Origin of the sequence: Sphingomonas rustica (genome assembly GCF_039652585.1) — a bacterium.
GTDB lineage: Bacteria > Pseudomonadota > Alphaproteobacteria > Sphingomonadales > Sphingomonadaceae > Sphingomonas > Sphingomonas rustica.
On record NZ_JBDIZK010000011.1, the window covers coordinates 50,126 to 74,273 of the forward strand.

The 24,148-nt window shown below is 68.7% G+C and carries 26 protein-coding genes; 9 read left to right on the plus strand and 17 right to left on the minus strand.

Translation table 11 applies throughout. The features are described 5' to 3' along the window. Positions 1–253: 253 nt before the first annotated feature. Positions 254–748: a hypothetical protein gene (locus TPR58_RS17275; protein ID WP_346247984.1), complete on the minus strand. Its 495-nt coding sequence runs from the start codon at positions 746–748 to the stop codon at positions 254–256. A gap of 212 nt (positions 749–960) precedes the next feature. Here TPR58_RS17275 and TPR58_RS17280 point away from each other — a divergent pair, with 212 nt between their 5' ends. Beyond that, complete coding sequence (locus TPR58_RS17280; RefSeq protein WP_346247985.1) at positions 961–1,416, plus strand: carboxymuconolactone decarboxylase family protein; 456 nt, start codon at positions 961–963, stop codon at positions 1,414–1,416. Positions 1,417–1,420: 4 nt separating this feature from the next. Here TPR58_RS17280 and TPR58_RS17285 read toward each other — a convergent pair whose 3' ends face one another. Together TPR58_RS17285 and TPR58_RS17290 are read right to left on the minus strand one after the other, a co-directional pair. Next, a complete protein-coding gene (locus TPR58_RS17285) occupies positions 1,421–2,266 on the minus strand; it encodes an NmrA family NAD(P)-binding protein (protein ID WP_346247986.1) in 846 nt (281 codons plus the stop codon). Beyond that, positions 2,259–2,714 carry a nuclear transport factor 2 family protein gene (locus TPR58_RS17290; protein WP_346247987.1) on the minus strand — a complete coding sequence of 152 codons (456 nt, stop codon included), beginning with the start codon at positions 2,712–2,714 and terminating at the stop codon, positions 2,259–2,261. The genes TPR58_RS17285 and TPR58_RS17290 overlap by 8 nt, the downstream gene beginning before the upstream one ends. 58 nt (positions 2,715–2,772) lie before the next feature. Between TPR58_RS17290 and TPR58_RS17295 the strand changes: the two genes are divergently transcribed. Both TPR58_RS17295 and TPR58_RS17300 read left to right on the plus strand, forming a co-directional pair. After that, the gene (locus TPR58_RS17295) at positions 2,773–3,393 is read left to right on the plus strand and encodes a TetR/AcrR family transcriptional regulator (RefSeq protein WP_346247988.1); all 621 of its coding nucleotides are present in this window, start codon (positions 2,773–2,775) and stop codon (positions 3,391–3,393) included. Between the two features lie 38 nt (positions 3,394–3,431). After that, a complete protein-coding gene (locus TPR58_RS17300) occupies positions 3,432–4,193 on the plus strand; it encodes a hypothetical protein (RefSeq protein WP_346247989.1) in 762 nt (253 codons plus the stop codon). 8 nt (positions 4,194–4,201) lie between these two features. On the opposite strand, the gene TPR58_RS17305 is transcribed toward TPR58_RS17300, so the two are convergent. Genes TPR58_RS17305 through TPR58_RS17315 form a run of 3 tightly spaced genes read right to left on the minus strand, consistent with a single transcriptional unit; the run spans position 4,202 to position 7,796 of the window. Beyond that, the gene (locus TPR58_RS17305) at positions 4,202–5,614 is read right to left on the minus strand and encodes a dihydrolipoyl dehydrogenase (protein WP_346247990.1); all 1,413 of its coding nucleotides are present in this window, start codon (positions 5,612–5,614) and stop codon (positions 4,202–4,204) included. Continuing rightward, entirely contained in the window at positions 5,614–6,996 is a 1,383-nt protein-coding gene (locus TPR58_RS17310; RefSeq protein ID WP_346247991.1) for an NAD-dependent succinate-semialdehyde dehydrogenase, read from the minus strand. Before TPR58_RS17310 ends, TPR58_RS17305 begins: the two co-directional genes overlap by 1 nt. 38 nt (positions 6,997–7,034) lie before the next feature. Continuing rightward, the gene (locus TPR58_RS17315) at positions 7,035–7,796 is read right to left on the minus strand and encodes a hypothetical protein (RefSeq protein WP_346247992.1); all 762 of its coding nucleotides are present in this window, start codon (positions 7,794–7,796) and stop codon (positions 7,035–7,037) included. A 208-nt stretch (positions 7,797–8,004) separates the two neighbouring features. Here TPR58_RS17315 and TPR58_RS17320 point away from each other — a divergent pair, with 208 nt between their 5' ends. After that, positions 8,005–8,475: a MarR family winged helix-turn-helix transcriptional regulator gene (locus tag TPR58_RS17320; RefSeq protein WP_346247993.1), complete on the plus strand. Its 471-nt coding sequence runs from the start codon at positions 8,005–8,007 to the stop codon at positions 8,473–8,475. A gap of 54 nt (positions 8,476–8,529) precedes the next feature. On the opposite strand, the gene TPR58_RS17325 is transcribed toward TPR58_RS17320, so the two are convergent. Both TPR58_RS17325 and TPR58_RS17330 read right to left on the minus strand, forming a co-directional pair. Beyond that, a complete protein-coding gene (locus TPR58_RS17325; protein ID WP_346247994.1) occupies positions 8,530–9,498 on the minus strand; it encodes a hypothetical protein in 969 nt (322 codons plus the stop codon). Next, positions 9,491–10,138, minus strand: coding sequence for an alpha/beta hydrolase (locus TPR58_RS17330; protein WP_346247995.1), 648 nt, complete (start codon positions 10,136–10,138; stop codon positions 9,491–9,493). The genes TPR58_RS17325 and TPR58_RS17330 overlap by 8 nt, the downstream gene beginning before the upstream one ends. 368 nt (positions 10,139–10,506) lie before the next feature. Between TPR58_RS17330 and TPR58_RS17335 the strand changes: the two genes are divergently transcribed. Then, entirely contained in the window at positions 10,507–12,096 is a 1,590-nt protein-coding gene (locus TPR58_RS17335) for a hypothetical protein (protein WP_346247996.1), read from the plus strand. Between the two features lie 32 nt (positions 12,097–12,128). Here TPR58_RS17335 and TPR58_RS17340 read toward each other — a convergent pair whose 3' ends face one another. Continuing rightward, positions 12,129–12,647: a GNAT family N-acetyltransferase gene (locus tag TPR58_RS17340; RefSeq protein ID WP_346247997.1), complete on the minus strand. Its 519-nt coding sequence runs from the start codon at positions 12,645–12,647 to the stop codon at positions 12,129–12,131. 134 nt (positions 12,648–12,781) lie between these two features. Here TPR58_RS17340 and TPR58_RS17345 point away from each other — a divergent pair, with 134 nt between their 5' ends. Next, positions 12,782–13,453 (plus strand): hypothetical protein, encoded by a 672-nt coding sequence (locus TPR58_RS17345; protein ID WP_346247998.1) that lies wholly within the window; start codon positions 12,782–12,784, stop codon positions 13,451–13,453. A gap of 18 nt (positions 13,454–13,471) precedes the next feature. Here TPR58_RS17345 and TPR58_RS17350 read toward each other — a convergent pair whose 3' ends face one another. Continuing rightward, on the minus strand, positions 13,472–14,941 hold the full coding sequence (locus TPR58_RS17350; RefSeq protein WP_346247999.1) for an outer membrane protein assembly factor BamB family protein: 1,470 nt from the start codon (positions 14,939–14,941) through the stop codon (positions 13,472–13,474). Between the two features lie 534 nt (positions 14,942–15,475). Here TPR58_RS17350 and TPR58_RS17355 point away from each other — a divergent pair. Beyond that, complete coding sequence (locus TPR58_RS17355) at positions 15,476–15,751, plus strand: hypothetical protein (RefSeq protein WP_346248000.1); 276 nt, start codon at positions 15,476–15,478, stop codon at positions 15,749–15,751. A 10-nt stretch (positions 15,752–15,761) separates the two neighbouring features. Here TPR58_RS17355 and TPR58_RS17360 read toward each other — a convergent pair whose 3' ends face one another. Beyond that, positions 15,762–16,190, minus strand: a complete 429-nt coding sequence (locus TPR58_RS17360; protein ID WP_346248001.1) for a Dabb family protein — start codon at positions 16,188–16,190, stop codon at positions 15,762–15,764. 282 nt (positions 16,191–16,472) lie between these two features. On the opposite strand from TPR58_RS17360, the gene ggt reads away from it, so the two are divergent. Together ggt and TPR58_RS17370 are read left to right on the plus strand one after the other, a co-directional pair. Continuing rightward, positions 16,473–18,194 carry a gamma-glutamyltransferase gene (ggt, locus tag TPR58_RS17365; RefSeq protein ID WP_346248002.1) on the plus strand — a complete coding sequence of 574 codons (1,722 nt, stop codon included), beginning with the start codon at positions 16,473–16,475 and terminating at the stop codon, positions 18,192–18,194. A gap of 94 nt (positions 18,195–18,288) precedes the next feature. Further along, positions 18,289–18,696: a PRC-barrel domain containing protein gene (locus TPR58_RS17370; protein ID WP_346248003.1), complete on the plus strand. Its 408-nt coding sequence runs from the start codon at positions 18,289–18,291 to the stop codon at positions 18,694–18,696. Positions 18,697–18,749: 53 nt separating this feature from the next. Here the strand turns inward: TPR58_RS17370 and TPR58_RS17375 are convergent, their stop codons facing one another. From TPR58_RS17375 to TPR58_RS17400, 6 genes are all read right to left on the minus strand, one after another. Beyond that, on the minus strand, positions 18,750–19,463 hold the full coding sequence (locus TPR58_RS17375; RefSeq protein WP_346248004.1) for a hypothetical protein: 714 nt from the start codon (positions 19,461–19,463) through the stop codon (positions 18,750–18,752). 75 nt (positions 19,464–19,538) lie between these two features. Then, positions 19,539–20,021 carry a hypothetical protein gene (locus TPR58_RS17380; protein ID WP_346248005.1) on the minus strand — a complete coding sequence of 161 codons (483 nt, stop codon included), beginning with the start codon at positions 20,019–20,021 and terminating at the stop codon, positions 19,539–19,541. Positions 20,022–20,097: 76 nt separating this feature from the next. Beyond that, positions 20,098–20,418, minus strand: a complete 321-nt coding sequence (locus TPR58_RS17385) for a hypothetical protein (protein WP_346248006.1) — start codon at positions 20,416–20,418, stop codon at positions 20,098–20,100. 17 nt (positions 20,419–20,435) lie between these two features. Next, complete coding sequence (locus TPR58_RS17390; protein WP_346248007.1) at positions 20,436–21,320, minus strand: SH3 domain-containing protein; 885 nt, start codon at positions 21,318–21,320, stop codon at positions 20,436–20,438. A 22-nt stretch (positions 21,321–21,342) separates the two neighbouring features. Next, positions 21,343–22,284, minus strand: coding sequence for a hypothetical protein (locus TPR58_RS17395; protein WP_346248008.1), 942 nt, complete (start codon positions 22,282–22,284; stop codon positions 21,343–21,345). A 118-nt stretch (positions 22,285–22,402) separates the two neighbouring features. Then, the gene (locus TPR58_RS17400; protein WP_346248009.1) at positions 22,403–24,124 is read right to left on the minus strand and encodes a hypothetical protein; all 1,722 of its coding nucleotides are present in this window, start codon (positions 24,122–24,124) and stop codon (positions 22,403–22,405) included. Positions 24,125–24,148: the final 24 nt, after the last annotated feature.

Below are 24,148 nucleotides of genomic sequence, written 5' to 3' on the forward strand. Positions count from 1 at the left end.
GGGCGTGGGCGGACTGGCAAGCCGGCTCGGACTGGACCATGCCACAAATGTGGGTGACACAGGCGTGAGTGGCGCAGAAAGCCGGCGCGAACCGAGTTCGGGTGGCCCGGCCGTTTCTTCCTCGCGATCGTTGCGCAGCTTTTGGCCGGGAGCCGTTCGCCTTTCGCGACCAGCGCGGGCTCAGCTGGCTGGGCTCGGGCCTTCGCCGGAGCGGGGTCGGGGGGGGGCGGGGGTTGGCCGCCCCCTCCCGGCGTCAGGAGTAAAATGGAATCCGGTTGAGCGCGTAGCCGTTGCCGCGGGGGGCGAAGATGAGTTGGTGGGTCAGGTCCTCGACCACCAGCAGGACCTCGCCCTTGCGGATCGGGCCGGGGGCTTCGCCGTCGTCGGCGCCGGGCTGGAACGCGCGCAGCTTTCGGTCGCGGATGGCGGCGATGACGTCCGGCGTGAAGATCGCGTCATAGTGGGCGAGGAATTGGGCGCGGGTGTTGGCGGAGCGGGCGGGTTCGGTGCCGCTGAAATCCTTGAACGGCAGGGCGACCATGTCGGCGACCTTTTGCCGGTCGTTCGCGAGGACGGCCTGGCGGAAGGCGTCGAAGAAGCGGTCGAAGCGGGCGTCTGCGAGGGTCGGGGCTGCGGGCGCCGGGGCGGCGCGGGCGGGCGCTGCGGCCGGCGCGGCGAGGGTTGCAGCGGGGAGCAGGAGCGACGGTGCGGTTGCGATCAGGAGAAGGGGCTTCAGCAGGGGACGCATCGGGGGCTCCTTTGGCGGCCGGGGCCGGGGTGGATGACCAGGCTGTTGGACCCTGCGCGGGGGGTGCGCAAGGATCGGCCTGTGCCCGGGGCGGGCTGGCGGAGTGAACGCGGATCGGCGGGAAAATTTCCGCGGGGCATGTCACAGCGGCGGGGGCTGGCTCGTCATGATCCTAAAGGCGCCGATGGTCGGCGCGCGACGAGGAGCAGATCATGGGTTCGACGGCTCGACTGACCTGGCATGAGGTGGCGCCCGCGGGGGCGAAGGCCTTGTTCGGCATTCACCAGTATCTGATGCACGAGACCGGGTTGCCCGAGGAGATGATCCACCTGGTCTTTCTGCGCGTGTCGCAGATCAATGGGTGCGCGCATTGCATCGACCTGCACACGCGCGACCTGTCGAAGACGATGGCGGCGGACAAGGTGGCGCTGGTGCCCGTGTGGGCGGAGGTGCCGCAGCTGTTTCCCGAGACCTATCGCGCGGCGCTGGCGTGGGCGGAGGAGGTCACGTTGCTGCCCGAGACGCATGCGTCCGACGTGGCCTATGCCGCCGCGGCGGCGGCGTTCGCACCGAAGGATCTGGTCGACCTGACGCTGGCGATCGCGGCAATGAATGCGTTCAACCGGCTGGGCGCGCCGTTCCGGCTGCCGGTGAAGGCGAGGCCGTGAGCGGTCAGGCGGCGGCGGGGCGGTGATAGGCGGATCGGTGGGCGGCGAGGAAGTCGGCGAGGCGGGTCGGCTGGCGGCCGGTGACCTGTTCGACCTGGGTCGTGACGCGGTCCTCCGACCCCTGCGCGATGGCGTCGTCCATGCGGGCGAGGGCTTCGGCATAGGGGGCGGGGAGGCCGAGGCCGATATGGCGGCGGACGAGCGCGTCGACCGTCAGGCGGCAATGGACGACGGGGCGCGGGGCGACGGCGGAGATATGCTGTGCCACCGCGTCATAGGAGAGCGCTTCGGGGCCGGTCAGCAGCCGATCGCCGGATGCGAGGGCCGGATCGACCAGCGCCTGGACCGCCACCGCGGCGATGTCTGCGGCGTCGATGAAGGGAACGCGACCGTCCTGCGTCGCGGTGTAGATGCGGCCTTCGTCCAGGATCGACGGCAGGTGCTGGGTGACGAAATTCTGCATGAACCAGCTGGGGCGCAGCACCGTCCCACGGGGGGCGTGGGCGTGGAGCCAGGCATGGACCTGACCCATCATCGGGCCGCCTTCGGGGAGGGACGAGGCGCTGAGCAGCACGAAGCGGGCGATGCCGCGATCGAGCGCCTGGTCCAGCAGCGGGCGCATGACGGGCAGATGGTCGCTGCGGTCGGTGGGGGCGACGAGGTAGAGCGCGTCGACGCCGTCCAGCGCGGCGGCGTGGGTGGCGGCGTCGCTCCAGTCGAAGCGGACCTGATGCGGCGCGGACGGGCTGCGGGTGGCGATGCGGGCGTCGATGCCGCGCGCGGCGAGCCCGCTCGCGACGAGCGAGCCGGTGGTGCCGGTGCCGCCGGTGACGAGGATGCGATCAGCCATGATCGGCGGCCTCGCCGGCAAGCGCATCGACCACGGCGGCGCCGCGCAGGGCGCGCAGGATGACGAGCGGATTCCAATAGTCGCGATAGTGGACGATCCGCCCGTCGCGGGTGCGGATGATCGAGAGATAGCGCTGGTCATAGGGCTCGCCGGTCGAGACGCCGCGGCCGAAGCCGTCGAACTCGACCAAGGTGACGTCCGCGTCAGTGGTGGCGAAGACGGTGGGATGGCCCATGCGGTCGAAGGCGATCTGGCCGCCCAGATCCTGAAGGTGGCGGGCGATCGCCGCCTTTCCGTCGAGCCGGGTGGTCATGCCGGGCGGCGCATAGGGGAAGTCCATCACCGCGTCGTCGGCCAGCATGTCGAGGAAGCTGGTCGCGTCCGCGGCGATGCGATCGCCCAGCGCCACGCGCAGGAGCGCCGAAAAGCTTTCAATCTCGTCTGTCATCGCGTATCTCCAGGTGGACGGAACGATAGCGTTCCAACGACTATATGGGAGCGCATCGATGGAACGCAACCGTTCCGACGAACGCCGGACGGGCGCACGCGTTCCCAGCGGCGCGGCGGTGATGCGCAGCGACGTGACCGAGAAGCTGACGCGCGAATTCTTCGGGGAATGGGCGCGCACGGGCTATGCCGGGCTGAGCCTGGAGCGGGTGGCGCGCAGCGCGGGGGTGGGCAAGGCGGCGTTGTACCGCCGCTGGCCCGACAAGGCGGCGATGGCGAGCGACCTGTTGTCGCAGGTCGGGCTGACGATCACCGATGCGGGCGAGCGGGGGTCGCTGGAGGCCGACCTGGCGGCGGTGCTGCTCGCGATCCGCCGGGTGCTGCGCCACCCGCTGGTGAAGCGGATCGTCACCGACCTTCATGCCGAGATCGGGCGGACCCCGGCGCTGGAGCGCGCGATCCGGCCGTTCCAGCGGGCGCGGCGCGAGCGGGTCGATGCGCTGATCGACCGGGCGATCGCGCGCGGGGAGGTGTCGGCCACGCTGGACCGCGAGACCGCGGCGGACCTGATCGGGGCGCCGCTGTACTGGCGGGTGGCGGTGCTGGGTGGGCGATCGGACCGGGCGCATGTCGAGCGGCTGGCGCGGATGATCGGCGCCGCGCTTCGGGTGGGCGGGTGAGCGCTTGCCTGGCGGGGTTCGCGCTGTAGGCTGGGGCGATGGACGACGTGCGGGACGAGGCGGTGGCAAGGCGGGACTGGCGCAAGGTGGCGTGGGGCGTTGGCCGGCGGGTCGGGTTCGTCGTGCTGGTGGCGCTGGCGCTGGTCGGGGCCTGGTCGATCCATGCATGGTACCGCGATCCGATCCGGCTGGCGCGGCAGGCGGTGGATGACGGGTCGGCGGCAACGCTGCTGTCCGCGCAATTGGCGAAGCAGCGGGTGTGCGCGTCCGTGCTGGGCGGGATCGAGCCGTTCGAGACCGGTCGGGACGCCGCGGCGCTGCCCAGCGTGCGGGCGCTGCTGGCGGCGGGGCTGATCGAGCCGGTTCCGGACGCCCGGGGTGGCGATCGCGGCTATCGGATGACCCGGGCCGCCGCGCCGTTCCTGTCGGTTCGGCAGGTCGGGGCGCATCGCTTCGTCGAGCTCTGCTATGGCCGGCCGAAGCTGGGCTGGGTCTATCTGGAGACCGACGGGACCCTGGATCCGTCGCCGGTGATGCGGTTCACCTACACGATCGGCGAGCGGCCGGGATGGGCCGACCGACCGGACATGCGCGCGGCGTTCCCGTTCCTGAACGCGCTGACGGGCGAGCCGGTGCACCACTATCTGGGCGTCCGCTTCGGCGGGAGCAGGACGCCGGACGTGGCCGATATCGCGATCAATCCGGAGATGGACGTGGAGGCGGTGATCTCCGGCTTCGGATTCTGTCCGCCGGAGGGGGCGGCGCAGCCCGAGGGGTGCAAGCGCCGCCGCGACGACTGAGGCGCGCGTCAGGCGCCGGCGGGGGTGCCGCTGTCCTGGTCCTGCGGCAGCGCGATGGGGGTCGAGCGGCAGATGGTGCGCAGCGCCTGTTTCAGCCCCTCCTCGATCGTCGGGTGATAGAAGGGCAGTTCGAGCAGCTCGGTCGCGGTGAGGCCGCGCTGGATCGCCCAGGCGAGCATGTGCGCGAGATGCTCGCCGCCGGGCGCGATCAGGTCGGCGCCGATCAGCCGGCCGTCGGGCGCGGCGGCATAGAGGGTGAGGACGCCCTCGTTGCGGCCCTCGACCCGGGCGCGGCCCTGGTCGCCGAAGTCGGCGGTGCCGGTCACGGCGCCCTCCGCCTCGGCCTGGCCGATGGTGGCGAGCGCGGGTTCGGTGAAGGTGATGCAGAAGGCGGCGTTGCGATCCGTCCGGATCGGCGCGGGCCAGGCGGCGGCGTTGCGGCCGGCGATGGCGCCGTCGTGAGAGGCTTCATGGAGCAAGGGCAGGTCGGCGGCGACATCGCCCGCCAGGAAGATCGCGCTGTCGCCGCAGCGCATCGTCGCGCGGTCGTGGAGGGGTACGCCGTGCTCGTCGAGGTCGAGCCCCGCCTTGTCGAGCGCGAGTCCGCCGAGTTGCGGGCGGCGGCCGACGGCGACGAGGATCTTGTCGAACAGCGCCTCGCCGCTGTCGTCGCCGGTCCAGCGCAGGCGGGCGCCCTGGTCCGCGGGTTCGGGCGTGACCTGGACGCCGAGGTGGAGCGCGAGGTCGCGTTCCAGGACCTCGTGCAGGGTGGCGTGGACCCTGGGGCAGCGCAGCTTCGCCAGTTGGCGGCCCTTGTCGAACAGCGCCACCTCGACGCCGAGATGGGCGAAGGCCTGGGCCAGCTCCAGCCCGATCGCGCCCGAGCCGACGACCGCCAGCCGCCTGGGCAGGTCGGGAAGCTCGAACACGCTGTCGCTGGTGAGCGCGGCATCGCCCAGCGCCTTGAACGGATCGGGCAGGACCGGGGCGGAGCCGGTGGCGATGACGATCGCGCGCGCCTCGACCGTGCGGCCGTCGCCGAGCACCAGCCGGTTGGGGCCGTCGAACGCGGCGCGGGCGCGGACGGCGATGCCGTCGGGCAGCCGGTCGATCGACTTGCGGGTGAGCGCGGCGAAGCGGTCGCGCTCGCTGCGGACGCGGCGGAGCACTGAGGGTCCGTCGATGCGCATGCCCTGCACCTCGATGCCGAACAGGCCCGCGCGGCCGATCGCATGCGCCTGCTTCGCCGCGGCGATCAGCAATTTGGACGGCATGCAGCCGACGGTCGCGCAGGTCGTGCCGGTGAAGTCGGGGTCGATCAGCAGCGTCGACGCCCCGTTCTTTCGCGCCGCACGCTCGGCCGCGAGGCCGGCGGTGCCGGCCCCGATCACCGCGACGTCGCACTGCATCGCCTTCGCCATCATGCGCCGCCGATCTTGATCGACTTCACGTTGACGAACTCCTTCAGCCCCTCGGGCCCGTGCTCGCGGCCATAGCCGGAGTTCTTGACCCCGCCGAAGGGCAGGTCGGGCGAGGCGACGTCGAAGCTGTTGATGAACACCATGCCGGTGTCGAAATGCTTCGCCGCCAGCTCGCGCGCCCTGGCCACGTCGCGGCTGAAGATGCCGCCGCCCAGGCCGTAGCGGCTGCCATTGGCGATGCGCATCGCGTCCTCGTCATCCTTCGCGCGGATGATCGCGGCGGCGGGGCCGAACAGCTCGTCGTCATGGGCCGGCTGGCCCGGGGCGACGTCGACCAGCACGGTTGCGGGGTAGAACCAGCCGGTGCGGTCGGGAACCTCGCCGCCGACCAGGACGCGCGCACCCTTGGCGACGCTCTCCTCGACCTGGCGGTGGAGCTGGTCGCGCTGGCGGCGGCTGACCAGCGGGCCGAGCTGGGTCGCGCTGTCGGTCGGGTCGCCGATGCGGATCGCCGCGAAGCTTTCGGCATAGGCCTTCACGAAGGCGTCGTAATTCCTGTCGGTGACGATGAAGCGCTTGGCATTCACGCAGGTCTGGCCGTTATTGTAGAGGCGGCCGGCGACGCAGGTCTTCACCGCGAGATCGAGATCGGCATCGTCGAGCACCAGATAGGCGTCGTTCGAGCCCAGCTCGAGCACCGTCTTCTTGACGACCTCGGCCGCCTTGACCGCGACGGCGCGGCCGGCGCGATCGCTGCCGGTCAGGGTGACGCCGCGCACCAGGTCGTTCTCGATGATCGCGTCCGACTGGTCGTGCGTGATGACCAGCACGCCGAACAGGCCCTTGGGCAGGCCGGCGCGTTCGAATACATCGCGCAGGAACAGCCCGCTGCCGGTGCAATTCTCGGCATGTTTCAGCAGCACGCCATTGCCCGCCATCAGGCTGGCGATCGAATAGCGCACCGCCTGATAGGCGGGGAAGTTCCAGGGCTGGATGCCGTAGATCACGCCGAGCGGCGCGTGCGTGACATAGGCGGTGGCGCCGCCGCCCTCGCGCGTCTCGTCGGCGAGCACGCTCGGCCCGTGCTTGGCGGTATAGTCGCAGATCGCGGCGACCAGATCGACCTCGTCGCGGCTGTCGCCGATCAGCTTGCCGACCTCGCGCGTAATCAGCCGGGCGAAGTCCTCCTTCGCATCGCGCAGGCCCTGCGCGATGGCCGAGATCACGCGGGCGCGGTCGTCGAGGCTGCGCAGCCGCCAGTCGAGGAACGCGTCATGGCTGGCCTGGACGATGCCGGCGGCTTCCTCGTCCGACATGTAGCTATAGGTCTCGATCACCTGCTCGGTCAGCGGATCGATCGTGTGGAACCGGGTGTCGCTCATCAGGATGTCTTTCGGGATGGGAAGGGGGAACGGGCCGGTCAGCGGTGCCGCGACCGGTGCGCGGCGAGCGTCTTTTCGACATCGGCCAGCGCGCGGGTGACTTCGGAGCGCCAGCCCTGGGCGGGCAGGCGGCGGACCGCCGAATGGGCGGCGCACACGATCGGCGTGCCGTCCCAGCGACGCGCAAGGTCGCGCGCCCAGGCGGCAAAGGCATCGGCGGCATCGGCGCCGGGCGCCAGCGCCTTGCCGAGCATCGGGTGAAAGCGCAGGCGGGACTGGGGCAGGATCCTGCCGAGCAGCCCCGGCGCGGCGAGGACGTTGAGCGTGTCGTCGACATGGACGATCTCGCTGGCGCGGTGCCGCACCAGCACCGATGCGGCATGGACGCTGTCATCGTCGGTGACGAGCCGGAGCCCGTCGGGGACGGCGAACTCCAGGTCTTCGGCGAACTCGGCCTGGGTTGCCGCGTCCTCGATCACCCCGGTTTCCCAGGGCAGTTCGGGCACCTGGTCGCGGTGGCGCTGCGTCCCGATCAGCCGGGCATGCGGCACGAGACGATGCGCCGCCTGGCAGTGCAGCGTGTGGAAGGGATGGACGTTGATGATCGCCTCGATCGCGGCGCCATTGTCGGTCAGCGCCAGAAGGCCGGCCTTGTCGTCGTCGCTGACCGAATAGCTGTCGAGCAGCAGGAACCGACCATTGGCGCGCCGGATCAGCGACATCTGGGTGCCGACATCGAGGATGCCGCCGATCCTGAAGCTGCCGCGAAAATTCCAGAAATCGTCGGCGAGCTGCTGCATCGATCACCTTGCTGTCAGGGGTCAACCGACCCGCAGGCCGCTGTCGGTCAAAAGCCCTGACGCGATCAGAAGGTTCCTTGCGGGCGATTTGATTGTGCGCAATATTCTTGTGAGTGGCTTTGTGCGGATTTCAGGCTATCGTCATGGAGATGCAGCGTCTTTCCCCAGATTTCCTCGGCCGGGCCGGCACTGAAGCTGCGCGACGGGCATGAGCGCGGCAGGACTTGACGCGCCGGTCGAGGCCGACCCGCTGGCGCTCGATCGCCAGCTCTGCTTCCAATTCTATGCGGCGAGCAACCTGATCAATCGCCTCTACGCGCCGGTCCTGCGTGAGTTGGGCCTCACCTATCCGCAATATCTGGTGATGCTGGTGCTGTGGGAAGGCGATGGCGTGTCGGTCGGCGCGCTGGGCCGGCGGCTGCATCTCGACAGCGGCACGATCACGCCGCTGCTCAAGCGCATGGAGGCGCTCGGGCTGGTGCGGCGCGAGCGCGACCGTAGCGACGAGCGCCGGGTCCAGGTCCGGCTGACCGAGGCCGGCCGCGACCTTCGCGCCCGCGCGGTCAGCGTTCCCGCGACCATGTCGCGCGGTCGGGACGCGGGCGAGCTCGATGCGCTTCGCGAAACGATCAGCGGGCTGGTCGGCCTGCTTGCCGAGGCGCAGCCCGCTCGCGGATAGAGGCGCAGCGCCCGAGCGCAGATGGCTTGCCCGCACGCACCCGATTCCACGCGATCAGTGCGCCTGGGTCGCCGCGTCCGTCACTGCCTCGCAACCGGCGGTGCAGGGCGGTTCGCCCGGCTGGGGCTTGCGGACCGCGACCGAATAGGTGAGCCGGTCGGGCGACGCCTTGCGGATCGTGATCTCGATGTCGCGGATGGCGATGCCGGGCTGTCCCAGCGGCAGCGTCTCGGTCTGGCCCGAGCCGGGATGGACGAGGTCGTCGATCGAATAGCCGCGGATCTCGAACCGGATCTCGCCGTCCTTTATCCCCTGAAAGGCGATGTCGTAGATGCGGCCGACCTCGATTGCGGGATAGTCGGCCGGGTCGGGGATCTGCGCGCCCCTGGAATAGTCGCGCGGCGGCACGAGCGGCTGGCCGACCGCGACGGTCTGCACCGTCCCGAAGGTCGCGGGGGGCGGCGCGTTCGACCGGATCACCGGCGTCTCGGGCGACGCAGCCATCCGGTCATGGAGGGCGCGTGGCGACATGCCGTTGCCGGTCGTGCCGAGCAGGGCATCGGTGAAGGCTGCGTCGTCGATCCGCAGCGGGAAGAAGCCGGCGCGCTCGCGTGCGGCGGGATCGGCGCAGGCGAACTCGAGCTGGGCGCGATCGATCGGGGTGGCGGGTGGGGCCATCTCCGCATCGGCGCGGGTCGAGGTGTCGATCACCTGATCGTCGGCGCCGAACCGCTGGATGCCGACCCAGCCGATGCGCGAGCGCGCGCAATCGACCTGCACGAAATCGAGCGTCATCGCGACCGGGTCGCCCGGGCGGCGGATGACCTGCCGGGCGGCAAAGCGGACGACCCCGCCGTCGCGCTCGATCGAGCCGATATCGACGAACACCGCGGAATGGTCGTCGCGCCCGGCATACCACCAGGGCGCAGCACCGGCCGGGGCGGCGGCCAGCAGGCCGACCGCCAGAAGGAGCAGCGGATATCGGCCGCGCCCGGACGGCGAAGGGGGGCTGCGGTCAGGCAAGCACGCGCACCGCGAACGCGGCGGCGGCGGCGAGGCCGCCCTGGTCCACGCTGTGGCCGATGCCGGGCGAGGCATGCGTCTCGACCGCGACGCCGACCGCGGCGAGGTCTTTCCCGGCCAGGTCCATCGAGCGGAAGGGGACGACATCGTCCTGGGTGCCGTGGATCAGCAGGACCGGCGGGCGGCTCTTGATTTCGGCCTCGAGCGTTTCGGGGGCGACCAGCATCCCGGACATGCCGATGATCCCGGCGACCGGGTCGTCGCGGCGCAGGCCGACATGGAGCGCCATCATCGTGCCCTGGCTGAACCCGACGAGCAGGACGCGGTCGGCGGTCAGGCCGGCCGTCTCCATCTCGCGGGTGATGAAGCCATCGAGCGTGGGCGCGGCAGCCGCGGCGCCGGCAGCGCGCTCGGCCATCGAGAAGGTCTCGATCGGCCACCATTGATAGGCGGCGGCCATGCGCGGCAGCTGCGACGGGGCGTTGGGCGCGACGAAGGCGGCGCCCGGCAGCGACGGCTGGATCATCCGCGCCAGCGAGATCAGGTCGTCGCCATTCGACCCATAGCCATGGATGAGGATGACGAGCGCGTTCGGCGTCGAGCCGGACAGCGGGGCGAGGCGGGGACCGTCGAGCGACATGAGAACCTTTCAACCGGGACGCCGCCGACCGGGCGCCTTCGACGCGGATGCGTGACGTGCGGTGTCGAGGATGGCGCAGAGCATGGCAACCGCAAATCCGGTGACCGGTGCAGCGGGCGTCGCCGACACGTGCTCTCAGGTCGAGTGGAACCCAGCTGACCGCCTTGCCGCAACCGGTCAGGCATCGCGGCGACGGGGCGGGCGGAACGGGAGTCGCCCCGAATTCGACCAGATTCCAGTCGCCCCGAATTGGACCAGATTCCAGATGTCAAATTTGAGGGCGGGAGGATTAGCCGATCGACAAGCGAGGATCGGGCTGCGAGGGAATGACAAGCGGTTGAGGGCATCCGCTATCGACCGGGGGATATATGAAAATTTCGATCAAGCGGGCCGCGCCCGTGGCACTGGCTCTTGTGCTTGCCGCGTGCGACGGGGGTGGATCAGGCGGCGGAGTTCAGCCCGCGCCGACCCCCACACCGACACCTATCACTACGCTCAACGTCACCTTGTCGAAGTCATCCGGTGAAACCAGCTTCGCCGATGACGAAAAGGTGCCGCCGTTCGAATTTGATGCGGCCGTTGTTGGCGCGACGGCAGATCCGGTCATCGCCGACCTGCAATATGATCGCACCCGTTTCACTCTTGATAGCGACCTGGCTCGCGGGGCCGATGGAAAATATCGAGTCCGCCTGATACCGATCGCGACGCTCGCGTCCGGCGCTTACGCCGGGACCGTCACATTCCGGTTATGCCGCGATGCAGCCTGCTCGATCGTCTATCCCGGGTCGACGCAGAGCTTCAGCTATCGCTTTACGGCGCGCCTGGCTGACTGGACGACGTTTCAACGAAATGCTGCGCACAATGGTTATGTCCGCTCCACCTTCGACCCAGCGGTGTTTCGCAAGGCTTGGGACTATAAGCCTGCAAACGTCACATACATGAGCACGGTCAGTAGCGCGAATGGGCTGATCTACGTCGGCACGGGCAACGCAGATGGCACGTCGAGTGTCCGCGCCTTGGCGGCGGCCAACGCCGACGAGCGATGGGCGTACAATATGGGCGTAAAGTATTCTTGGAGCGGACCGGCAATCGGCAAGGGGAAAGTGCTGTTAACCAGCATGGTGTCCTCGTCGGATTCTAACCAGATCGTGTCCGTCGATGCAGTGACAGGCCAATATTCTGGTCCGAACATGCGGTTTGCGTCGCAATGGTCCAATTTCCTCCCGCCAACGCCCTATGGCGATGAACTCTACATGTCGGCCGGCTATTACGGCAATGTGCTCTACGGCTTCAGCCTGCTCGGAGAATCCTGGTGGTCGTCGATGGCCGGCGGTGGCCAGATCTGGGACGGCCAGACGCCTGCCGTCGATGCCGACAATGTCTATTACTATTCGGGCCCGGGAGTGGACGTCTATGATCGCATCACCCACAGGCTGCAGCGTCGCCTGGTGAACCCGTTCTTCGATACGATCGGCTATTCATATTACGGTTCGCCAATTCTTGGGATGAACCGAAACGTCCTTGTGTACTCCGGACATCGTAGATCCGAGACGCCGTCGATCCTCGTCAATTGGCTGATTGATACGCGCACGCACACGTGGCGCAGTGTGGATGCCTACTCGACCACTCCGGGCGTCGGCGGCGGGTCGGTCTATCTCGCACGCAACGCCCCCTCCCGGCTCGATGCGCTCGACGAGGTGACGGGGGCAGTGCGATGGTCGTGGACCCCGCCCGCATCCGAGCGCTTCGTCGGTAACACGATCGTCACCGCGACCCTCGTCTTCGTTAGCACCGACAAGGCGATCTATGCGATACCGCTGCAGGGGACCTCGCACGCCCCCGCATGGTCTGCTCCCTCAAGCGGTGAAATGGCTCTCACCGCCGATGGTCTGCTCGTCGTTACGCACCAGGAAGGCGGGTACACCCCAAGGTCGCTAGTCGCATATCGGCTCCAATAGGAGGCAGGTCTGCCCTGATAGCGGGAGAGAGGTCAGCCTCGGTCGAGCGTCTTGCTCAGACGCACCAGCGTCGGATCATCGTCGATCGGATGGCGCTCGAATCCCATTTCGTGCTCGATCGCGATGGCCGAGCGGTTTTCGCGGTCCTCGATCGCCTCGAGCGTGCGATAGCCGCGATCGCGCGCCTGGGTGACGAGGTGGTCGAGCAGGCTCCAGCCGATGCCGCGCTGCTTCATGTCGCCGCGCAGCGCAATGGCCGCCTCCGCCGTATCGCCGGCCTCCTCCCCCGCCAGCATCGCCGCGGCCAGGATCGAGCCGTCGTCGCCCAGCGCGATCAGGCTGAGACTGCCACCGTCATTGGCACGGATCATGTCGGCGAGGCGATCGCGACTGACCTCGCGAATGCCGGTAAGGAAGCGGAACCGCAGATCCTCCGGCGTCACTTGAGCGAAGAAGGCGGCAAGCCCGGGCTCGTCTTCGGTGCGCGCTGGACGGACATGAAGGCGGACGCCGTCACGGGTGACGAGCAGGTCGGTATTGGGTGTCGTCACTGCAGTTTTCCCTCTGACGATCGATCCTGGCCCGATCTGGCATGGGATGCGTTGATCGGCATCAAGCGGCGAGCCACTCGACAGGTTCCCTAGCGCGATGATAGCCTCGACACGTCCAGTAAAAGGAGCGTGGCGTGACGCGAGTCGGTTGGTCTGCCTGCTGGCTGTTCGCTTGTATCTCGGCGGCGCTCCCGGCCCATGCCCAGAGCCAGTCGCTGCCCCTGCGCGATGCGGAGGTGGCGCTCGCCGGCTACGCGGACTGCGTGGTGACGCGAAAGGCCTATCGCGCGCCGGTGACTACCTTCCTGCGCACCGTGCCCGAGAGTCCCGATTTCAATGGCAATGCGATGAAGGCGGCGGACATGAGCTGCCTGAACGCGGCCGCGGCGCGACAGCGCTCGAAACTGACGCTGCGCATTCAGCCCGAGGCCTATCGTGAGGCGCTGTATCCCGCACTCTACCGGCGCGATTTCGGCAAGAAGGGGCCGCCCACCGGCATTGCCGAACTGCCGCCGCTGCAATTGTCTGGCGAGTTCACCCAGGATGCCGCCGCGCTTCCTGAACCCTATCGCCCCGGTCGGGCGCTGGGCGACTGCGTATCGCGTCAGGCGCCGCAGGCGGTGCATGCGCTGCTGATGGCCAAGCCGGATTCGGCGAAGGAAGATGTCGCCGTCCAGGCGCTGCAACCGGCGCTCGGTGCCTGCTTGCCCGCGGGCAAGTCGTTCAAATTCACCCGCGCCACGCTGCGTGCATGGACCGGCGAGGCGATGTACAAGCTGTCGGTCGCGGCGGCTCCGGTCGATTAGGGCGGGCCGCCGCCCGGCTCAGTTCAGGCGATACGCGGTCATCCCGGTGCTGCCCGTGACGATCAGAAGATTGTCGGGCGAGAGCGCGAGGGCACCGCCGGTTGCCGCGGTCCAGACCACCGGATTGCCGCCGGCGAGCAGATCGATCGCGTAGGTCTCGCGCTCGCTCCCCACGAAGAGGTGGCTCTCGGTGGCAATCACATTGCTGGTGAGCTTCGCCTTGGTCGCGCCGACATCGATCGATGCGGTGACCGATCCGGTAGCCGTGTCGATCACGTCGATGATCGTCGAGTTGGAGCGCGGGGCATAGAGCTTTCCGCCGCGCAGCGCAGGATGGCCGACATAGGTGCCGGATGTTCTCCAGACGAACCTGGTCTGATCGAGCGCGAAGGCGATGATGGCGCTGGGCTGGGTCGATCCGCGATTGTCGGAGAAGGTGAAGATGTTGCCCTTACCATCGAGGATCGGGGCGCCATAATAGGACCCGTAATAGCTGAGGCCGGCGTGCGAGAAGAAGGGATCGGGAATGCTCCGGTACACCGTGCCGTCGGCGCGGTTGAAAATGTTCAACGCCCCGCCACTGTAGAAATAGACATAGCGATCATCGACACCCAGACTCTCGCCTTGCTGGACGATGCCGATGCCGTTTCCGGCGTTGCTCGACCAAGTGGAGATACCGGTGGCCGTGTTATAGGCATAAACGACGTTCCCATAATATCCTGCCTGGTGGAACAGGTCGTCTCCTGCCGGTACGGGGGCGCCCGCCTGGGCGAACTGGCTCGCATAGGACAGGACGCGCAGGACGCGTCCGTCATTCGCGTCGATCACCGGCATCGGGACGGAGCCGGACGAACTGTCCATCACCGCGGAGACCACGCGCCCGTTCGCGTAGCTTGGCGCACTCATATCGTGGGACCGGCCCAGATCGTAGCGCCAGCGAATGGCGCCCGTATCCGCGGCGATCGACCGCGTCTCCACGCGATTCGACGTCGGCTCGGCGTAGAAATTGGCGAACACGCTGCCTGCGCGCGCAGCCACGGCGGACGGCCGCGACGTTCCCGTCGAAACCTGCCAGGTCGCGGCCGCGGGGAACTTGCCGGCATCGTATTTGACCGGAACATAGCCGGTGTGCGCTGCATCGCGCTGAAATGTCGACCAGTCCTTCAACTGGACTGTCAGGTTGACCGTGAAGGTCTGCGTCGAGCCGGGATAGACGGTGCCGCACGCGGCATCGGTGCACAGCCGGAAGGTGACGGTGTTGGCGGTCTGCCCTGCGGGCTGAAACTCGGCCGCAGCCAACTGCACCGCATAGCTGGCGCCGGACGCGACCGCGCTGGTCAGCGCGACGCGCCCGCCGCTGATCTGTACGTCGGGCACCACGGTGCCCGACGGCGTTCCGGTATAGCTGGCGGTGAAGCTGATCGGGCCGCGCGTGCCGCCTTCGGCCAGGCTGTAGTTGGTCGAACTTGCCGACAAGGTGACGGGCAACGTCGAGATCGTGGGCGTTGGCGTTCCGCCGGTGTTTCCGCCGCCGCTACCGGTCCCGCCGCCGCTCCCGCCGCACGCGCCCAGAATAGTCGCGACTCCCAGAAACGCGAAAGAATGCGCGCGCGCCATAATGCCCCCGATAATGCCAAGATTAGCCCCTAAGACCTCGTAAGCGGACGATTTCGAGCGCGCAACGATATTCGCAACCAGGCCCGATGAGGATCTTGGACTCGCCTGACTCATCGCTCCCATTTTGAACCGAAGCGGGCGGGTTGCTTGTAGCTGGCAGAAGAGATCGGCAGACGGGCGTCATGATCCGGCATGCCTGCGTTGCGCTCGCCCTGAGTCTATCATCGGCCTCGCATCGGCTCAGCCAGTGCCGGCGCGGCCTGCCGCGTCCCAACCCATGCTGATCGATCTGGTCGGCGGCGAGGTGCAGTGCGATGACGGCATCGCGGGGCGTCTCGTTCGGCCGATTCACCTTGAACGCCGGCCGGGGCGTCATGCCCTCAGGAAGATGCGGACTGGAAGCTGATGCCGAAGCTCACCTTCCGGCCGGGCTTCGCCGGGCGCCGCGTCGAGGGCTGGGCGGTGATCGGCTATGATATCGCCCCTTGGGGAAAAACCGGCAATGTCCGCGTCCTCGCCGCCGAACCCGCGGCCGCCTTTGGCGATCGGGCACGCGAGATCGCGACGGGCGCGCGTCAGGCGCCCTCGGCCGCCGGGCGGAGCGGGTGCGTGGACATGGTGCACTTTATCATGCCGTCACCGGGAGGCGCTGCGCCGGACGGCGGGGCCGACGCGGACTAGACGCGCGACCTCACACCGCCATCGTGTCGTACACCACGACCTTGCGCCACAAATGGCTGCATTTGGCGACGAAGGCCTGGTGGATCGGGTGGTCCTGATAGATCTTCTGGTCGGCGGTGCTGTCGAAGAACATCAGTTCGGACACGTCGTAGCTGTTGTCGACGACGTCACGCTGCTCCGTTGAGGCGGGGACGCCGATGTGTAGGTCGCGGATCACCTCGATCGCCTTGAGCGTGCGCAGGCCGGCGATCAGTTCGGCGCGGTCGGCGGCGGAGCCGGCGTTGTTGAGCCAGAAGAAGACGTGATGGACCAGCTTCGCACCGGCGGCTTGCGGGGCCGGCGCTGGCGCAGCGGCGGCCGGGGTGGCGGCCAGCGCCGTGCCGCCGGCGATTCCGGCCGCGACCACTGACTTCATCATTCCCCTGCGGTCGGCGTCCATCGCTCGTCTCCTGTGGCTGTCGATCGGGGCACAGGTTTGCGGGGGTGGGGTGGGGTCGGTCAAGGACCTTGGGGTCGGGGGTGGGAAGGCGCGCGCGGTGTACAGGCCTCCCCTTGACCCGCCCGGAGGCGGGAGAGAATTCCGGCGAAGCCATAACCTCCGGTTTGACGCCTGCGAAACATTACCGCTGGCTGGCGCCGCACGGCCCGACCATGGATCGATCCGACCTCTCGCAGCGGCGCGGCCGGCGAGAGGCGAGGGACGGGCAAGGGAGAGGGCGGCATGACGGGGCGGAACGCATCGGCGCGGAGCGAGCGAATGGCGCGGGTTCGCATGGCGCTGGCCAGCCTGCTCCTGCTGGCACTGGCGATTGCCGGGCTGCAGGCGGCACGCGCTCAGGGGGTGGTGTCGGCCGCCGATCCGCGGGCATCCGAGGCAGGCGTCGAGATGCTGCGCGCGGGCGGGAGCGCCGCCGATGCCGCGCTGGCGATGATGCTGACGCTGACCGTGGTCGAGCCGCAGTCGAGCGGGATCGGCGGGGGCGGCTTCTTCGTCCATCACGATGCGGCGCGCGGGCTGATCGACACGATCGACGGGCGCGAGCGGGCCCCGGCGGCGGCGCGGCCCGACCGGTTCCTGGGCGCGGACGGCAAGCCCTTGCCTTATGACCGGGCCTATCCCGGCGGGCTGTCGGTCGGCATTCCCGGCAATATCCGGCTGGCCGAGCAGGCGCATCGCCGCTGGGGCAAGCTGCCCTGGGCGCGGCTGTTCGAGCCGGCGATCCGCCATGCCGAGCAGGGCTATATCGTCTCGCCGATGATGGCGCGGTTCATCGCCGGATCGGCCGGGCGGTGGCGCGATTTTCCCGACACCCAGGCGCTGTATGCCCCCGGCGGGACCCCGCTGCCGGTCGGGGCGACGGTGCGCAACCCGAAGCTGGCGGCGCTGCTGAGGCGGATCGCCGCCGAGGGGCCCGATGCCTTTTACCGCGGCGACAATGCCGGGGCGATCATCGGGGCGGTCGGCGGATCGCGGCTCAACCCGGCGGTGATCACCGCGGCCGACCTGGGCGGCTATACCGCGACGCCGCGCAATGCGGTGTGCGTGCGCTACCGCGTGTACAAGATCTGCGGCATGGGCCCGCCCTCTTCGGGGGCGACGACGGTGTTCGGCATCCTGGGGATGATCGAGCGGTTCGATATCGGCAGCATGGGAGCGGACTCGCCCGATGCCTGGCACGTGGTCGCCGAGGCGATGCGCCTGTCCTATGCCGATCGCGGCCAGTATATCGGCGATCCCGATTTCGTCGCGGTGCCGCTGACCGGGCTGATCGACCCCGCCTATCTGGCGCGGCGGTCGCGGCTGATCCGGATGGACCGCGCGATGCCGTCGGTCCGTCACGGTACGCCGCCGGGCGCCGCCCCGCGCGGCGCACCGACCAAGTCGACCGAGAAGGGCACGACCCATTTCTCGGCGGTGGATGCCGAGGGCAATGTCGTCGCGATGACGTCGACGATCGAGGACATCTGGGGCAGCCAGCTGATGGCGAATGGCATGATGCTGAACAACGAGCTGACCGATTTCAGCCTGGCGCCGGTGCGCGACGGGCTGGCGGTTGCGAACCGGGTGCAGGCAGGAAAGCGGCCGCTGTCGTCGATGTCGCCGACGATCGTCTATGACGCGCAGGACCGACCGATCCTGGCACTGGGATCGGCGGGCGGGCCGCGCATCATCATGCACGTGACCAAGACGCTGATCGGCGTGCTGGACTTCGGCCTGTCCGCCGAAGAGGCGATCGCGCTGCCCAATCTGTTCTTCGACGGGAACACGGTGCTGATGGAGCGCTCGGCGCGGACCGGGCCGATCGTCGCGGGGCTTCGCGCCAAGGGTCACAGCGCGCGCCAGGTGTCGCTGGGATCCAAGGTCAATGCGGTCCAGCGCGTAGGCGATGGCTGGCAGGGCGCCGCCGATCCGCGCAGCGAAGGTACTGCATTGGCGCAATAATCCCGGGTGCCGGACAGGGGCGATCGACACGCCGGGGGGAACGGATGGGCGCGCATCCGGTTGATCCCGATCATCCCCTGTTCGGAGAGCTGAATTGAACAAGATCCTGATCGCGCTCGCACCGATGGTGCTGGTCGCCGGCTGCGGCGAGAATGCCAATGAGGCCGCCGCCGACCGGATGGAGGACAATGCCGAGGCGAACGCCGCCGCCGCCGGGCCTATCCCGGTCGCGCTGGGGCTGAGCGAGGCGCAACTGCTCGATGCCAATCTCGTCGGCGCAAACAATGTCGAGCTGGGCGATGTGAACAGCCTGGTCCGCGGCCCGGCGGGCGCGGTCGAGGGGCTGGTGGTCGAGGTCGAGGACAGCAATCCCGAGCGTCATGTCCAGGTGCCGATCAGCGGCCTGACGGTGGTCACGCGCGGCACCGACACCGACCTGTCGACGACGATGACCCGGGAACAGCTGGCGGCACTGCCCGAGGCGAAGCTGCCGGTCCAGTAAGGTCGGGATCACCGGGCGCTGCAACGGGCGCCCGGTGATCCCAGACGGTCAAGTTACGGAAGCAGGTGGTTCGTCTTCACCGTCTTGCCGTCGGGGCTGACCTCGACAAAGCCGCTTTTCTTGACGTCGTTCGAGGCCAGGCGGCCATCGACGTCGAGGCGCAGCATGTGGGTGCTGGTGAACCGGTCCGGAGAGGCGAGGCGGACGCCCGACCAGGCGTAGCTGCTGTAGACGCCGTCCAGCTTCGGCTTCTGCGCGTCGATCACGCCCTTGAGCGCGGCGGCATTGACCTTGGACAGCGGGATCAGATGATCCTCGAGGTTGAACTTGGTCGCATCGCCGCCCATCACCGTGATCTCGACCGGCTTGGGTGTTCCGAACGTGCCGGTCCTGAGGTCGAGCGAGGTGTCGAGCAGCTTCCGCGGATCGCTGGGGTTCTGATACTGGACCGAGCAGACGGTCATCTGGCCCTTGGGCTCGTCGTCGGTGCTGTCGATCTCGCTGCCGGAGCTGAAGAAGGAGTTGATTTCGGACACCTTAACATCGGCGCCGAGGTGCTTGGCGATGGCGCGGAAGCAAACATCAGGGCCCTCCGAGAAGGTCGGCACATTGGCGCTGGCGGTCTCGGTCGATCCCGCCACGGCCGGCGTAGCGGCGCCCTTGTCGGCGGTCGAATTGGACCCGGCATCGCCGCCGCCGCAGGCGGACAGGCCGAGCGAAAGCCCGACTGCGAGGCAAAGCGCGGTGGACTGCTTCCTGGAAATCATGCGGTACTCCCTCTTTTATGCACCGCGATTAACCTATCATGGTTCGCTTGGTTGCATCGGCGTTCCGTCGCGCGGCTAGCGCAGCTTGTCGCTCGACGGCGTAAGGCCGATCATCGCGCGCAGCCGCCACAGCCGGTCGACCAGCCATCGGTCCACCGGCCCCGACGCCTCGACCAGCGGAAGATCGACGACGAAGGTGCGCGACACCCGGCCGGCGTGCCACTCGGTCTCGGCTCCCGCCGCCGCGCCGTAGAGCTGGAGCATCTCGAGTTCCGCGACCCCGCGGATCGCGCCATATCGGTCGCGCAGTACCAGCCAGCCGGGCGCGTCGCTCGAACCGCCGGGCATGGCGAAGACCATCGGCCGGGGACACAGCGTCAGCGTCCAGGCCCCGTCGGGGCTGCGCTCGGGCGGGATATAGGGTTCGGCGCAGGCCAGCCGACCCTCCGGCATCAGCAGAACACCGGCGATCGCCAGCAGCAGCAGCACGGCAAGTGCGATCCGCCGGGCGCGCGGGCGACGAGAGCGGGGTGGGGCGTCTGGCAGGTCGGCGGTCACGGGATCGTCCGGCGCTAGAGGGCACCGGACGATCTACACCGCGCGCGGGTCGCGGCCAATCGCGCGCGATCCGCCGCTATTTCGACGGGGTCGGCGCAAGCAGCCCGGCGAGTGCACCGATCGCCGCCGATCCGATCGCGATCAGGCCGTCGGGAATGTCGCCCTGGGTCTTGACCAGCGCGATCCACATCTGGGCGGCGATCACCGCGAGGACGCTGACCCCCAGCACCACGACCGTCGCCTTGTAGACGAAGGTGTTGGGGATGACGCTGCGCCGGATCGCTTCGCGTTCGGCATCGGCGACGATTTCCTGCACCTTGGCGGGATCGTCGGCCGCGGCCAGATCGGTCGCGCGTTCCTGAAGCGCCTTCGATAAATTGGTGGCGAAGCTTGCCATGGCGATCGCTCCCGATGTCAGCCGTTGGTGGCGAGGACGAAGCTGCCGAACCGCGCATCGGACCACCAGGGCGATGCGGGCACGCCGCGGGCGAAATTGACGCTGCCGGCCTGCGACTGGACCGGCATGGTCACCCGGCCCGAGGCATCGCGCCGCGCCTTCACCGATGCCGTCTCGGGCGCGATGATGACGATATGGCCCGATCGCGCGAGATCCTTGCGCCGCGCGCAGATCGTCGCGATGCCGCCGCGATTGGCGCAGTCCTGAAGGTCGGTGAGCGAGAAGCTGCGCGTCCAGCCGAAGCGCGGGCCGTAATCGACCAGCCAGTTGTGGATCGCATTCGCGTTCATCTCGCGCACCGTCACGTCATATTGCGCAGCGACGCTCTGCCCCGCCTCCAGCGAGGCGATCGCCTTGTCGGTCCACCACACGCGCGGGAGATAGACGCCCGAGGCATAGGCGAGGTCATAGGCGTAGATGTTGCAATAGGTGCGCCCGCCGCCGGGGCGATAGCGGCGGCTCTGCTCGACCTTGAGCCAGGCGATCAGCGTGTCGAGCGCGGCGGAGGCGTGCGGCAGGTTGCGCGGCATGCCCGCCTCTCCCAGCGGGCTGGCCGAGGCGGGGCCGGCGCGGGTCGAGCCGGCATTGCCCTCTCGCCAATGGACGGGCACGAGGCGCGAGGCGCTGGCGAAGGACACCGCGTCCGCCGGGGCCAGATACTTGCCCGACACCCAGCCGTCGAACGAAGCGCCGTCCAGTTTGCCGGTGACGCGGCACCATTTGCCGCTGCGGTCGTGAATCTCGACCTCGCACCCCTCGGGCAGGACCGCCCGTTCGTTGCCCGGCTCCTGACGGGGTTCCTTGCGCAGGAACAGTCCGTGCGCGGTGACCTTGTAACGCATGAAGAGTCTCCCCGGATTTCGGTCAGGCGACGCCGCGCAGGCTGCGCAGCAATCCCTCGACGACGGTCTTTTCCTCTTCGGCGATGCGCTGGACCGCGGCGTCGAACTGCACGGTCGCGGCATCGCGCCTGGCGATCAGGTCGGCGAGGCGCGCGCGGGTGTCCTCGGCTTCGGCGCCGGCCTTGACGTCCTCGAGCTTGCTCAGCGCCTGGCGCGTCATGGCGATGCCCGGCTCGAATGCGCCCGCAATCTCGTCGCGCTTCATCTGGATCTGGGTGCGCATGCAGGTGAAATAGGTGCTGGCCGAGCCGGCGATCCGCTCGCGCGCAGAGCCGAACAGCGTTTCCTTGGTCGCCGCGATCTCGGCCTGCATCTCGGCCGCCTTGTCCTCGGCGTCCTCCTTCAGCTCTGCGGCCTCGACACTGATGCTCTTCACCGTGATCTGCGGCACGTCGAACTTCAGCTGCTGGGTGCGCATCGCGAATTCGGGCACGTCGAGCTTGAACTCGGTCCGGTCCATCCGGACCTCGGGAATGCCCATGACGATCTCGTGCTGCTGCATGAAGGTCTCAGGCACGTCGGCGTAGATGTTCTTCCACTTGATCTTGAAGCCGTGAAACTCGGGATATTGACCGATCTTCCTGCGCACCATCCGGATCGAAGGCGTGTGGAAGACGATGCGCTTGTCCTTCATCGTCACCTGCGGCAGGTCGAGCGACCAGCTCTGGAGCGTCATCGTCACCTCGGGCAGGTCGAGCGCGATGGTGATCGTCTCCCAGTCGATGTCGACCTCGATGCCCAATTTGGCATCGATTCCGCCGCCGTCGGGCGCATCGTCGCTGATGCGGTCGAATTCGGGCTGGTAGCGGTCGCTGATCGCCCGGATCGAGGTGGAGAGGGCGCCGCCCAGATCCTCGACCAGGGTGTGGAGCGTTTCTCTCTCGGCTTGGCAGGCTTCGGCCATGACGGGTCCTTTCGGTGAACTGAGGTCCTCCGACTAGGCGTCGCGGCGCCCGCCTTGCGTGATGGCGGCGTCGCGGAATCGTGAAAAATGCCCGGCCCGGGCGGCGATGCCATGCGCGTCAGCCGCGCACCGCCGCCTCGAGCGCGTGGGTGAACAACAGGCGGTCCTGCTCGCGGCGCAGCATGTCGATCAGTTGCAACCCGCCCCCGTCGAGCAGCGGCCGGGCCAGGCTGCGCGCCAATGCGTCCTGGCCGGCAAGCTGCGCGGCGACGCACAGGCCGAGATGGGTCGGCGGAAAGTCGGCCGTGGCGCGGTCGGCCTCGATCAGCAGGCGCAGCGCGCGGTGCGGATCGCCCTGTTGAAGCGCGGCATAGCCGATGCCCGTCAGCGTCTGGCCCTGGACACCGCTGAGCGGGTTGATGCGCAGCGCGAGTTCGAGGCGTTCGGTGGCGCGCGCCGGCTCGCCGCGGACGACATCGACCCAGCCGCCCCAGAACAGCGCCGGCTGGTGCGAGGGCAGCAGGTGCAGCGCGCTGGCGATGATCCGGTCGGCCATGTCCATGTCGCCGCGGATGTTGACGAGCGTGCCGGCGCAATAGCCCAGCGCCTCGACATTGTCGGCGCCGTAGCGCATCGCCGCCTGGTAGTAGAGGATGGCCCGGCGCAGCACCGCCTCGCGATCGGGGCTGTGGTGCAGCATCCAGTCGATGCTGTTGCAATAGGCGGCAAGCGAGGTCGCCCAGGGGCATGTCGGGTCGGTCTCGACCAGTTCCATGCTGAGCGCGATTGCCTCCGCGATCGACTCGCGGTCCCAGCTGCGCGAGACGGCGTTGGCGCGCCAATAGCGTTCATAGTCGCCCGAGACCGGTCCGATCCAGCGCAGGCCGCGCTGGCGCTCGGCATGGTCGACCCGTGACCAGATCTGGGGCGCGATCCGCTCGGCGATCTGGTTCTGGAGGGTGAAGCTGCCATCGGCCTCGCCAATGAACGAGCCTGCCCACATTTGCTCGCCCCCCGCCGCCTCGACCAGGGCGACCGAGACGCGCAGCTGGCCCGCATCGCGCAGCACCGACCCCTCGAGCAGATAGCGCACGCCGAGGCGCCGGCCGATCTCGGGCCGGGCGACTTCCTGTTCGGCAAGCAGCCGCGCGGCATTGCTCGACACGATGAAGAGCTGGGGAAAGGCGCTGAGGCAGACGCTGACCTCGTCGGCGATCCCGGCGCCCAGCCAGGCCTGTCCGGCATCGTCGACGACCTGGAAGGGGAGGACGGCAAGCGACGGCTTGGGGGGCAGACGGGGGGCTGCCTCGGCCAGGGCCTCCTCGGCGTGCGGGACGGTGCCGCCGAAGACCTCGCTCGTGCTGGCGGCGGCCGCCGGTTCGGGCATGTCGAGCTCGATCATCGCGCGGACCCGCTCGCGCTCGTCGCGCAGCCAGTCCTCGAACTCGTCGCAGTCGGGCAGATCGAGGCCTTCGAGAAAATCGGCGCGACGGGTGCGGCGATCGGGCGGCCCGAGCCCGAGCGTGAAGATGTCGACATCGATCCGGTCGATGGCGACAGCGACCCGCTTGGTCTCGGTGATCAGCAGATGGCCGGCATCGGAGGCGGCAAGCAGGCCGCGCAGGTTGGACAGTTCGCGCCGCAGACTGTCCTGCGCCTGCTTCTGCCCGCGGCTTCCCCACAGCATCGATTCCAGCTTGCGCCGCGACCGGACCCCGCCGGGCGCGACCACGACCAGCGCGAAGAGCGCCATTCCCTTCTGGCTGCTGATCTCGATCCGTCGGCCCTCAGGCGCGAACAGGCCGAACGGACCCACCAGGTTGAGCCGGTATCGTGTCATCTTTTCCCCCGCGAAAAGCTTATT